Raw genomic sequence first — 12,571 nt, 5'->3', positions numbered from 1 at the left:
ATCGCAGCAAATAAGTAAAATTAAAGGAGTGTTTCAAAATGGATATCAAGATAACTGAAGAACTTGACAACACACTGAAGGACAACGGTTTCAAAAAGGAAGAAATCCAGGAGCTCATCGCAAATGCAGAGGCCAGCGGTACAAAGCTAAAAGCCAGAGATGGCGATATAGCTATTGCAAAGGGCGTCTCTGACAACCTTACTGTCTATGCGGTCTACTCACCTACCGAACTCTTAGACGTGTACGCCCACAAAATGAACATCATCGGTCTTACAGGCGGAGAGCTTAATGACATCGACTATGACGATGCAAGTGAATGGGCATGTGCAAAATGCGGTGAGATCGCACTGGAGAGGAACGTGGACATGACATACATGGGTGTCACAAGACCGGGACCTGGTCTTGTATGTCCAAAGTGTGATGAATTCTACGTATCCGATGGTGTAGCAAAGACACTGAAAACCGCAGAATCGATTCTGGAAGAAAAGAGAGCTTAAATTATAACCCAAGTCTCAGGATTCCTGAGATAAATACCATCTTTGAGAGGGATAAAAATGGAAACTATCGAAAAAGTACAGAGTCTGTGTCCGGAGTGTCTTGCTAAGATCGAAGGCATCAAATATGTTGAGAATGGCAAGGTCTACATAATGAAGAACTGTGCTGACCATGGCAACTTCATAACCCTTGTCTCAGAAGACATTGACCATTATCGTCAGATGGATGAATGCTTCGATGTTGACAGAGCAAAGGCAAGAGCGCCTTTAACGGATACACAACGAGGCTGTCCTTTCGATTGTGGCCTGTGTCCCTCTCACAAACAGGATACATGCCTGGCAGTGGTCGAGGTCACTGACAGGTGTAATATGAAATGTACATATTGTTTTGCAAATTCATCTATGGATGAGAGCCTTGATCCTGATATGGATACCATCAGGCAGATGTTTGAGACTGTAAAGAAATGCCAGAACGAACCCACATGCATCCAGATATCCGGCGGAGAACCAACCCTTAGAAATGACCTCCCGGAAATCATCAAAATGGGAAAGGAAATAGGTATCAGCCACATTGAGCTGAACACTAATGGTGTCAGGATAGCTAGCGACCAGAAGTATTTTGACAGGATTGCTGCTGCAGGTATTGATGCAGTCTATCTCGGATTTGATGGAGTATCGGACGAGGTCTACATGCAGAGGACCGGAAGGAAGATGCTTGATGTTAAGACTGAGGTCATTAACAGATGCGAGAAGGCCGGTATTGGAGTTGTGCTCGTTCCGCTTGTGGCCAAGGGCTACAACCTTCATGAGGTTGGCAAGATCATAGACTTTGCAGCAAGCAGAGTCCCAGCTGTCAGAGGTGTACACTTCCAGCCAGTATTCCACTCAGGAAGATCACCATCGGACAGGGCAGATAAGGTAACTATACTGGAGCTTCTTCGGGAGATCGAGACGCAGACAGAAGGACAGCTTAAGGTCAGCAATTTCACACCTTCGCTAATGCCACATGCACATTGCGGAGCTACATGTCTCACACTGATCGATAATGGCGGATACCTGCCACTGACAAACGTTTCCATGGGTTCTGTAAAATCCGCATCCGACGTGGCAAGCAAGACCAAGAAGTCAATCATGGGCAGATGGAAGGGTTTTGAGAAGGATCCAAAGCCAGCATCTTCATGTGGTGATCTGCTGATAAAGGGCTCGTGCTGTGAAAAGCCTCTCCGCGAACTGACCGTGAAGGGATCTTGTTGCGAGAAACCACTTATCGATGTCCTTTCAAAGAACTCTGGCTCTAACAAGGATAAGAGTGGGGGCTGGGCTGATTTCATCGAGATGAGCAAGAACAATTATCTAACCATTTCAACCATGGCATTTCAGGATGTCTGGTCATATGAACAGGACCGTGTTGAGAACTGCTGTATACATGTTGTCACACGTGACGGACGATTTATCCCGTTCTGCAATTACAATATGACAGACTGTAATGGCAATTTTCTCTACAGGGATGCTGCCTGATATATCAAATTCATTCGTTTTTATTTTTATTATTTTACTTCTGGTACGGGACAGGATGTCCATAAAGATACAGGAGGCAAAAAAATGAGTATTCGAGCAAAGATCAATACGTCTGTTCGCATGAGTGTGGCAAAAAGGAAACTTGATTCAAGAAAGATAACTATCAAGCAAGGTAACCCGCTTGAGCAGTGGGGGCTTACCAAGATTCGAAGCGACATAAAGAATAATAAGGAAATGCGTGAGTTTTTTGGTAAAAAGGAACTTGACAGAGGATCGATTAAGGATTACAAGCTCTTAAAGTTCAGGGAACTTCTGGCATATGTACTTGAGAACAGTCCCTATTACCAGGACCTGTATGAGAATACTGGCATTGATGCTTCTACGATAAAAAGTTATGAGGATCTCGAAAAGTTACCACTTACCGAGCAGGAAGACCTTGCAAACAAACCCTATCATTTTCTTTGTATACCAAGAAAGGACATTATCAGAGAGTTCACAAGTTCCGGAACAACTAATATGCTAAAAAGAATGGCATACACCCAGGACGAACTGTTAGAGATCGTTGATTCGGTCATTTCCGGCTTGAAGATGGCAGGTATGAATTCAAAGGATGATATATTACAGATAATGTATCCGACGATAACAGCAACGTGGGATCCCGGACTTGTTCTTAGCAAAGCATGTGCTCTTGGAGGTTTTGATTCTGTTATCGAGGATTCACTTGACGTTAATGACCAGATCAGGACAATGAGAGAAAACGGTACTACTTTCATAATCGGAACATCATCTTTCCTCTATGATCTTTCAAAACAGGTACGCAGCTTTATTGAACCCGGAGAACTGGGTATCAAGAGGATTATTTGTTCATCTGAGCCACTGACTGAGGAGATGAGGGAAGAGATTGAAAGCGTGTGGGGATGCAAGGCCCTGCGGCAGTGGGGAATGACGGAAATTGGTCTGGCAAATGCCATTGAGTGTGAACAGCAAAAAGGTTTCCACCTGAACAATCCTGATTTCCTCGTAGAGGTCATTGACCCGAAGACAGGTAAGGTCTTACCGGCAGGGGAGAAGGGTGAGCTTGTGGTCACGACCCTGAGGAGAAAGTGCATGCCTCTTATCCGCTACAGGACACATGATATTACTTCTATCATCGATGAGCCATGTCGTTGTGGTGCCTGTGTGGACCAGAGAATAAGCGACATTGAAAGGTGGAAAGGTAATTGAGGTAATAGAATGTCAGGTCCGGCCCGAAAATATCTGGCAGAGTTCATAGGGACATTCGTACTGGTATTCATAGCCGTTGGTTCCAATGCCATCAACCACCTTTCCAACGGTTCCCTGGGTCTGACCGGTATGGCGATTGCCACCGGAACCATTGTCATGGTGTTGATATATGTCATCGGTCATATCTCAGGTGCCCACATCAATTCCGCTGTAACGATTGCAATGACAGCAACCCGAAAGATAGATGTCGGGGATTGTCTGGCCTACATCATATCACAGGTATCCGGTGCCTGCGCTGCAAGTATAATGCTTCTGGAACTGTTCCCCTCTGCAGTGATGAGTGTGAATCTTGGTGCTACAAGTCTTGGAACAAATATTGTACCTAAAACGGGAATACTCATTGAGGCCATCCTCACTTTTCTGCTGGTCTTCGTAATCTTCGGTGTTGCAGTTGACAGTCGTTCCCCTCCTTGTCGCAGGCTACTGGACAGATTATTTGGTCTACTGGATCGGTCCGATAATTGGTGGAATCGTTGCAGCATTGTTGTATGATAATGTATTCATTCGGGATGATGTATTCGAGGAATATGTGGATGCTGTCATCGAAGGAATCTGAGATTTTTGGATTTGGACTTTAAAAGGAAGAGTAGTCCATTTAATTTCAATCAGGCAGGATTTGAGACTACGGAAGAAAACAGAAAAGCTGCAAAGAAGCCAACAACATTGATGAAGAAGAATTAGAGCTTCTGAGAGCTCAGACTTTCACTGATGAGGAAATAAATTTCTGGATAAAAGAGGTGAGAAAATTGGTAAGTGCATTTTAGCACTTACAATTTTTAGTTCTGTCTTTTTCTACCTATTCGTGAGCATTAAAATGATTCTTAGTAAACTGGATTCTCAAGATATTGGACTATTTCATTCCCATAATCAGTGAGTCTGTTTTCAAGTGGATATATTCCCCTTCCCATAAGAGATACATTGATTTCTTTTGTTCGATGAATTCCTTTGTTATAAAAATCAACCCAAGTTCTTTTTATTTGACCAGAAGTCCAATTCGGTAATAATTTTTTAAGAATGTGTCCTATACTTGTACTTAAATGATTGCTAACAACATTACCCATCTCTTCATTTGCTTTGCTAGGATTTGCTAATATTTATAATATATCAATCCCCACATCCCCTCAATACTTCCTATAAATATCACTCCTATGCCCAACCTCAATAACGAAAAGTATCATCTTATCGCCTTCGATACTCATGATTACACGGGAATCTCGAATTTTAGTGAATACAGGGGAGATTTTTGAAATATTTTGAGCTTTTTGATGTGTACTTTCGGGTTCTCGTCGTTTTCCATAGTCTTAGGTAAGTATACTTTCATTAGCGACCGGTAAGAACGTCTGCATGGACTATAAGTACTACTGGGTATATTTTGATAGTAGAAGTAGAAGTTATGTGTCTCTACTTTTCAGGCCACCTTAACATTGTCGGGCTGAACTAAAAAACGTATACAACATCTTTAGAACAGGTCTCGATTGCAAAAATATAGCCCACTCAGGAGAGAAGATCATGAATAAGATCCTTATCATCTTTGCCCATCCGACAAAAACACGTTCGAAGATCAATAGTGCTCTTCGTGCTGCTGTTGAAGATCTTGAAAATGTGACCATCAATGATCTCTATTCGAACTACCCGGATTTTCTGATAGATATCAAAAGGGAGCAAAGTCTCTGTGAAGAACATGATGTCATTATTTTCCAGCACCCGTTATATTGGTATTCACCCCCTTCAATAATAAAGGAATGGCTTGATCTGGTGCTTGAGCATGGCTGGGCCTATGGTTCAAAGGGCAAGGCACTCGAAGGAAAGATCTTCCTGCAGGCTATCACAGCAGGTGGTGACGACAGTACCTATCAGAAAGATGGTTGTAACATTTTTACAATTGGAGAACTTACCTCTCCCTATTGTGCTATGGCAAATCTATGCAACATGAACTGGCTTCCTCCATTCGCAGTTCTTGGAATTCACCAGGGTTTGTCTGAGGATGAAGTTAAATTCCATGCAGAAGAATATCGCCGTGCAGTCATTGCCCTGCGGGATGGTACGCTGGATATTGAGAAAGCAAAGCACGGTCAATATCTGAACAGCGACCTGAATTCAATTATCAGGAGGTTGTAAAGGTGGAAAGTTTCCTATTTCAGCTCTTTATTTTCCTGGCTGCAGCAGCTATTGCCGTTCCTATTGCCAAGAAACTGGGTCTTGGTTCAGTGCTCGGCTATCTCATAGCAGGTATTATCATCGGACCCTTCGGCCTCTCTCTCATTGCTGACATTGAGGAAGTCATGCATTTCACGGAGTTTGGCGTAGTTATGATGCTTTTTCTGGTTGGACTAGAACTCAAACCATCACTGCTCTGGGAGATGCGTACACCTATATTGGGAATGGGGGGAATGCAGGTTCTTTTTTCGAGCATTATTATTACCGGTATAGCACTCATCTTTCTACCATGGCAACAAGCAGTAGCCGTTGGTCTTATCCTCTCTCTCTCCTCTACAGCCATAGTTTTACAGACTTTACGGGAAAAGGGACTGATGAATACATCTCCCGGAAGATCCATCTTTTCGGTTCTCCTTTTCCAGGATCTGGCAGTCATTCCTATGCTTGCTGTTCTACCATTTCTGGCAACTATCGCCATTCATGACGATGGCCACTATGCGTCCGTTCTGTTTGATATCAGTTCACTGCCTCAATACATGCAGATCATTGTCATACTACTTTCAATTCTATCAATTTTCTTCCTTGGTAAATTCGCAAGCAGACCAATATTCAGGATTATTGCAGCCACACGGGTCCGAGAAATCTTCGTTGCTGCTGCTTTGGCTCTTGTAGTTGGCATATCGATACTTATGACTTCAGTTGGTCTTTCTCCTGCCCTTGGGACCTTTCTTGCTGGTGTTGTCCTGGCAGACAGCGAATACCGACATGAACTTGAAAGTGATATAGAACCATTTAAGGGCCTGTTACTTGGTATCTTCTTCATTTCAATAGGGGCCAGTCTCAACTTTATATTGATAGGGGAGAAGATCCTGCTGATCGCAGGACTCACAGCAGCTCTGATAGGTTTCAAATGGCTGGTGCTCGTCGTTACTGGTTCCATCTTCAAAATGGAGAAAAAAGAACGTTCACTTTTTGCTATTGCCCTTGCCCAGGGAGGTGAATTTGCGTTTGTCCTTTTCCAGTTTTCCAGGACCAACGGCGTATTGCCAAATCAAACCATAGAACCCCTTATTTCCGCAGTTGCAATTTCCATGTTCCTTACTCCATTTCTCTTCCTGGCATACGAAAAATTCAGTTCAAGTGCTCAGGGAGATGAAGAATCCAGACGTGATTCTGACATAATCGACCATACTGGACACAAGGTCATACTTGCCGGATTTGGTCGTCTTGGGACTGATCTTGGTCGTTTCCTCATTTCTGCTGGAATCAAACCGGTCATTATCGATTATGATGCAGACAATGTGGATGTTCTTAAAAAATTCGGATTTGAGGTGTATTACGGTGACATTACACGACTTGACCTGCTTGAAGCCGCCGGAGCCGCTGAAGCTGAGCTCTTAATAATCGCCATCGGTGACATTGAGAAATCAAGAAAGCTGGTTGAATTAGCAGGTAAACACTATCCACATCTTAAAATAGCAGCCAATGCTTCAGACCGTACCTCTGCCCATGAACTCATGGATCTGGGAATTACACAAATAAGAAGGGAGACTTTCGGCAGCGCCCTGGCACTTGGACAGGATGCCTTGAAGCTTCTTGGGTTCGACCCTTATGAAGCACACAAATTGATGCGTATTTTCCGGAAAAAGGACGAAGATACGATGCCTGAATTACACAAAATGCGCCATAAAGATAAGAAAAGTTACATATCAATGTATCAGAAGCATAGTGAAGACCTTGAGAAATTAATGGCGCTCGATCTGAATCTGGACATGGAAGAGATCGACAAAGCCTGGACTGCTGCAAACACGGAAAAATAATGAACTATAATGAAATTTAGGATGGGGTATGTGGGTATCCTTCATTAAGCGAATTTCAATAACAATCGAGATACGTCCGTTTCCTTCGGAGCCGGATGCCTGCAAAAACTAGAAATCTGATGCACACAGATTTAATTTTACAGAGGTGTTCCAGTGAATAAAGAAGTCAGGACTTCAATAAAAGTATCAAAGAATGGACCATATATTGTGAAAGATCTTAAAACACTCAGGAATTCAAAGGGTGTTTTCATTGAGACAAAACCTGTTATGACACTTTGCAGGTGTGGAGGTTCGGCGAATATGCCATTCTGTGATGGAACACATGCAAAGAACGGTTTTTCCGGGGAAAAAGAAAAAGACCTTGTTGCCGACAGAGTTGAAACTTACATCGGGAAGCATATTAGCATCCACCGTAACAAAGATGTGTGTTGTCATGTAGGTCACTGTGTTCGCAATCTGCCTTCAGTTTTCAAAAAGGGTAAAGAACCCTGGGCAGACCCTGATGCTGTAAACCCGGAAAAAATAGCAGCTCTCATCAGGACCTGTCCGTCTGGTGCACTGAGTTATACTATCAACGGAGAACTGTATAAGGATTATATACATGAGCCGGAAATCTTTATTCTTAAGGATGGACCTTACAATGTTACAGGCATAAGGCTTGATGACCCCGATGGTTCAATGCCTGAAACCCAGGACCATTATTCTCTTTGCAGATGTGGAGCCTCTCAAAATAAACCATTCTGTGACGGCAGTCACTCCGATGTTAAATTCAAAGATGATAAGAATTGAATCCACTTGATTTTTTGATACGGTCTTCCACAGATAATTTGAAGAGCAATAAACAGTTTAGTTTGAATGATTATTTACAGGACAGGCTGGAGAGTTTGAGTTTTCAGAGAAACAAGTAGAGAAAATATCACGCTTTTTAAGGACAGGATATAAGAAGTAATAGTAATCGAAAATCGGATTTCTACAGAGCCCACAACCATAATATACATATATAAGTCATTAAAACCTAATATAATTTACTTAATGGGAGAGGGTAATATAGTACAAATAGAAGGCACATGCAAAGAAATTCTAGATAAAACAGAATGGGTTGCAATTGCAACCTGTGGAGACAGTGGTCCACATTTGGTGGCTACGTGGGGCGGATATATGAGAGCATTAAAAACTGAAGATAGTGGCATACTCGTAATTCCTGCCGGGTTTTATAATGTAACCGAGGAGAACCTTAAAAAGAATCCTCAAGTAGAGTTACTGATAGCTTCAAAGAAAGTCCAGGGGACCAATACTCTTGGGCAGGGGTGCTGTATTTCTGGGAAGGGGGAAGTTCAAACTTCAGGGAAATATGCAGATCTGGCAAAATCAAAATTTTCTTGGGCAAGAGGGGCATTGGTCATTACAATGGACAAAATCAATACGCAACTATGAATATAATTTATTAGTATGACGACCTACGTTTCTTTTGTATGCGTCATATGCGTCCTGTAGAAATGGCTTTGTAGAAAACCTATTTCCTATTTTATTTCAAGATAACAATTTAAAAAGGATTAATCCCCTTAGCATTATCTGCTACCGAAAAGACATAGGGGATGATTGTGTTTGTTCCAGATTGAAAATCTGGAACTCCCATTAAATCTTTGATTAAATGGCTAGTCTAATAAGTACTTAAAGTTTGTTGATACAGCGCTAGCTGTATCAGGAAACTCACATATTCAGATTTATAGTTGTAAATATTCTAAAAGGAAATACACTCAACACCAGCTGCTAGTCCTTGTTTTGTTGAAGGAATACCTCAATGAGGATTATCGAGATATAGTTGAAATTGTAGAATTAATGGATAAAGTAAAGGAGAAAATTGGACTTAAACAGGTACCACACTTTACTACACTTCACAAATTCATTACAAGATTGAACTCGATATATTTCAGTGGATTGTTACAACAAACACTAAAACTGTTCTATTCCCGTGGAGAGCGAATCGAGATCACTGCCATCGATTCAAGTGGGTTTACTAGTGGTCATTGCAGCTATTATTATTCCTGGAGAACTGGAAAGAAACGAAGATCGTTCCTGAAAACAAGTATCTCTGTTGATACTGCAAAGTTCATTGTTACTGGTTTCAAGATATCAGGTAAACTTATTGTCAAAGTGAGAATTTCTACAGAGCTGATTTTCTGGTTTTTGCATGAGAGGCTTCCTTAAATTACGTTTAAAGCTATGCTTTAAAGTATGTTTATACGGAAGAAATTTACTGATTTTATAGGCCTTAATGCATTTTATTATTGGTCAAGCGCTTTATGTATTTATCAAAAAATTATTTACATTAAAAATCATGGTTTTGCAGAACGTAATACAAAACATACGTAAATTATAAATAACATAAACTCAGTACATGATTGCTGACTGCCGGGCAAATGCAAGGCAAAAAGAAGCTAAAAGCGATCAACTAAAAAGGAGAAACGACTATGTCTGAAAAAAATGAAGAACGAGTATTCACTCCCTCACCATTGCCACCTGTTTTACATGGGGTCAAACTGAGAGATGTCAAAAATAGAAACAAGTGATATGATTATGTATTTTATGCAACCATTGCTGAATGATAGTTGTTTTTCTATCTGTCGATACTCATTATCGATGTCGTGCGAACTCTCTTTCATTCAATGATTGGTTAAGGTCAAAATTAATAGCAAAAGGATGTTTGTGAGATATGTTCTCTCACAATATCTTTTTCAAATGGCACGTCGTGAATTTTGATCGGTTATTCAAGTACTTTACTTCCATTTTATTCTCATACGTGACCAATGAAAGTACTAAGAAGTAGGAAATCTCATCGTTTTCCAGTTATAGTTAAAATTAAGAGACATTAACTTGAGGTTTGGATGTTCATCCTCAAATAATTAACAGTTACCTGACCGCTAGTTGCTTATATTATAACGTACATATTTACACTTGGTCATGAGGGAGTAAGCTCTAAAATGAGGCAACATTCTGGAAGGGGACGAAAGTGAAACCGTACCACAACAAACTTCATTTACGCATGATTTGAATGAAGCAAAATTCAATTAGGAACGAGATAAAGCTCGTTCATCAAGACGCTTCATCACCGCTAGCTGAAATGAAGTGAAATTCAGGACGGGATAAAACCCGATCCCGTAATAACCTTCAACACCTTGTGACCACCTTTCTAACTATTCTAATCAACTTAGAGTGTATCATGTCATTTTTCGTTCTTCATGAGCACGATTTCAACAATATGGACCTATATTTTTTATTTATCCTTTAAAAACACTATATTTAGCCGTTTTGACTCAAAGCTTGATAGAGATGCAGGAATACTTGAAAGTTTTGAAGCTGAGTGCTTACGAGCAATCAATGCGTTTGGTCTTGATGCTCATATCGGGTTCTTGCATGAGATGAATCCAAGCAAGAACAGTTTAGCCTATGATTTGCAAGAGACTTTCAGATTCCTTGTTGATTTATCGGTTATCAGTCTGATTGAAGCACCCGGGACCATTTTATCTCAACCCCTGTGTATGATAAAAAGGGTATAAGTTACATAAATAACCAAGAAAATTAGGGCTTCCCATCTTTCAAATTTATGCTTCTTTCCTGTAAACATGAAGACAAAGAACAACAATGTTGCAATTGCTAAAACAATTAAGTCTACATTGATACCGATTGGTACTGTCAGAGGAGATATTGTTGCGGAAACTCCCATAATGAAAAATATATTGAAAATATTTGAGCCAAGGATATTGCCAACAGATATATCCATCTCTTTTTTGAGAGCTGCAGTGATTGATGTAACTAACTCCGGAAGTGAGGTACCTGCAGCAACGATTGTTGACGATATGAGAAACTCGCTTATTCCCATTTGTCTTGCAATGGACACTGCACCATCAACAGTCAGCTTCCCTCCTATAACTAAAAAGATAAATCCGGCAATAAGCATAAATGAAATTTTTGCAACGGAATGTTCCTTAATGGAATCAGATGATTCATTTGTGCTATTTTTAATCGTTTCAAATATGTAATACAGAAAAATTGAAAAGAAAAAGAGTAATAGTATTCCGTCAGCTCTCGTAAGGATATTTCCTGAGTCACTTGCCAGCAACATTTTGTTAGACATTGTTGCTAAGACAAGGACAGCAAGTAAAGCAAATGGTATTTCTTTCCAAACGCTTGACTTTTGAACAAGTATGGGAGTAATTACTCCTGTCAAGCCAAGAATTAGCAACATATTGATAATATTGCTTCCAACGATATTACCAAACGCTACGTCACTGTTTCCTTGAATTGAAGCAAAGAAATTAACGACGAGTTCGGGCATCGAAGTTCCGAATGCAACAACAGTTAATCCGATTACCAATGAGGATATTCCGAAATACTTAGCAAGAGCTGATGCACCTTCAACAAACCAGTCTGCTCCTTTGTATAGCAATGCAAGACCTATCAAAACAAATATGTAATCGATCATGAGTTCAAGGTATATATGCATCAATGATTATAAAATGATCTAATCACCCACTAACAGTTAGAATTGCATTTAGAATTATGCTTATAGGGCTGGGTGTTAATCAAGAAGAAATATTTTTATCAAGTTGTAAATACCTTATTTGATTGGTATTTGCCCGAAACGCACATTAAGGGAACGGCTGGAGTTGTGGGAAGATCTCTTTAAGTTGCACTATGGGGTTTATCTCAGAGCTTGATATTGAAGAGAAGTATTCTAATGTGTATGTTATCACTAAGCGTGCTGTCAGTACTCCTAATGTGTTACATAGGTTTGATAAGATCAATAAAGGGAAATCATGGGGAGATCAAGCAGGAATCTTACTATTTCAAGCAACTGAGCAAGACAATTATAGAATACGCTAATCATCCTGAATCAAAGTTTGATGGGGATATTGGAATACTTGAAAGAAAGCATGTTCATGCTTATTCTGTTGTTTACATAGGCAAGGAAGCCAATAACATAGATGAGTAGGCTCTTGATGTGAAGAAGGCTCAGGAATTTGACAATAAGCAAGAGATAATGAGTAAGATTCTCAATATGGCACAATCAAGGGCTGAAGCTCTGGGAGTTTTTAGGAGTAGGTTTTCAGGAGATTAAGCAGCGAATAAGAAAGAATGGAAATCTTAATTTGAACATTCTTGCTGTGAGGAGGTTGATATAATGTATCTATTCAAATAATAAATGTGCAAAAGACACTTTCCTAATAAATCAGCATCGGTTAACACTGTTACTAAAAAAATATATATGCTATTAGTATTATATTGAGAAAATAATAT

10 protein-coding genes and 3 pseudogenes are annotated in these 12,571 nt (G+C 40.4%); 11 read left to right on the top strand and 2 right to left on the bottom strand.

Features of this window, described 5'->3' with window-relative positions; all coding sequences use genetic code 11:
- The first annotated feature begins 38 nt into the window (after positions 1-38).
- From QZZ23_RS12705 to QZZ23_RS12690, 4 genes and pseudogenes are all read left to right on the top strand, one after another.
- Positions 39-497: a hypothetical protein gene (locus QZZ23_RS12705; RefSeq protein ID WP_292470769.1), complete on the top strand. Its 459-nt coding sequence runs from the start codon at positions 39-41 to the stop codon at positions 495-497.
- A gap of 57 nt (positions 498-554) precedes the next feature.
- The gene (locus QZZ23_RS12700; protein ID WP_292470767.1) at positions 555-2,012 is read left to right on the top strand and encodes a radical SAM protein; all 1,458 of its coding nucleotides are present in this window, start codon (positions 555-557) and stop codon (positions 2,010-2,012) included.
- 84 nt (positions 2,013-2,096) lie between these two features.
- The gene (locus QZZ23_RS12695; RefSeq protein ID WP_292470765.1) at positions 2,097-3,236 is read left to right on the top strand and encodes an AMP-binding protein; all 1,140 of its coding nucleotides are present in this window, start codon (positions 2,097-2,099) and stop codon (positions 3,234-3,236) included.
- Between the two features lie 9 nt (positions 3,237-3,245).
- A pseudogene (locus tag QZZ23_RS12690) lies at positions 3,246-3,852 on the top strand (MIP/aquaporin family protein).
- Between the two features lie 265 nt (positions 3,853-4,117).
- Here the strand turns inward: QZZ23_RS12690 and QZZ23_RS12685 are convergent.
- Positions 4,118-4,357 carry a hypothetical protein gene (locus tag QZZ23_RS12685; RefSeq protein ID WP_292470761.1) on the bottom strand — a complete coding sequence of 80 codons (240 nt, stop codon included), beginning with the start codon at positions 4,355-4,357 and terminating at the stop codon, positions 4,118-4,120.
- 448 nt (positions 4,358-4,805) lie between these two features.
- Between QZZ23_RS12685 and QZZ23_RS12680 the strand changes: the two genes are divergently transcribed.
- The 6 genes and pseudogenes from QZZ23_RS12680 to QZZ23_RS12655 form a co-directional block, all read left to right on the top strand.
- Complete coding sequence (locus QZZ23_RS12680; protein ID WP_292470759.1) at positions 4,806-5,414, top strand: NAD(P)H-dependent oxidoreductase; 609 nt, start codon at positions 4,806-4,808, stop codon at positions 5,412-5,414.
- A 2-nt stretch (positions 5,415-5,416) separates the two neighbouring features.
- On the top strand, positions 5,417-7,273 hold the full coding sequence (locus QZZ23_RS12675; protein WP_292470757.1) for a monovalent cation:proton antiporter-2 (CPA2) family protein: 1,857 nt from the start codon (positions 5,417-5,419) through the stop codon (positions 7,271-7,273).
- Positions 7,274-7,426: 153 nt separating this feature from the next.
- Positions 7,427-8,062, top strand: a complete 636-nt coding sequence (locus QZZ23_RS12670) for a CDGSH iron-sulfur domain-containing protein (protein WP_292470755.1) — start codon at positions 7,427-7,429, stop codon at positions 8,060-8,062.
- A 243-nt stretch (positions 8,063-8,305) separates the two neighbouring features.
- Positions 8,306-8,707: a pyridoxamine 5'-phosphate oxidase family protein gene (locus QZZ23_RS12665; RefSeq protein WP_292470753.1), complete on the top strand. Its 402-nt coding sequence runs from the start codon at positions 8,306-8,308 to the stop codon at positions 8,705-8,707.
- A 282-nt stretch (positions 8,708-8,989) separates the two neighbouring features.
- Positions 8,990-9,421, top strand: a pseudogene (locus QZZ23_RS12660) (IS5/IS1182 family transposase); the annotation flags it as partial.
- A 1,205-nt stretch (positions 9,422-10,626) separates the two neighbouring features.
- Positions 10,627-10,779: pseudogene (locus QZZ23_RS12655) on the top strand (CRISPR-associated endonuclease Cas1); the annotation flags it as partial.
- A gap of 20 nt (positions 10,780-10,799) precedes the next feature.
- Here the strand turns inward: QZZ23_RS12655 and QZZ23_RS12650 are convergent.
- The gene (locus QZZ23_RS12650) at positions 10,800-11,756 is read right to left on the bottom strand and encodes a calcium/sodium antiporter (RefSeq protein WP_292470750.1); all 957 of its coding nucleotides are present in this window, start codon (positions 11,754-11,756) and stop codon (positions 10,800-10,802) included.
- Between the two features lie 309 nt (positions 11,757-12,065).
- Here QZZ23_RS12650 and QZZ23_RS12645 point away from each other — a divergent pair, with 309 nt between their 5' ends.
- Positions 12,066-12,266, top strand: coding sequence for a hypothetical protein (locus tag QZZ23_RS12645; RefSeq protein WP_292470746.1), 201 nt, complete (start codon positions 12,066-12,068; stop codon positions 12,264-12,266).
- The last annotated feature ends 305 nt before the right edge of the window (positions 12,267-12,571 follow it).

Source organism: Methanolobus sp. (genome assembly GCF_016278385.1).
In the GTDB taxonomy this organism is placed as follows: Archaea; Halobacteriota; Methanosarcinia; order Methanosarcinales; family Methanosarcinaceae; genus Methanolobus.
The sequence above is the reverse complement of the archived record's forward strand: the minus strand, read 5'-3'. Positions and strand labels throughout refer to the sequence as shown.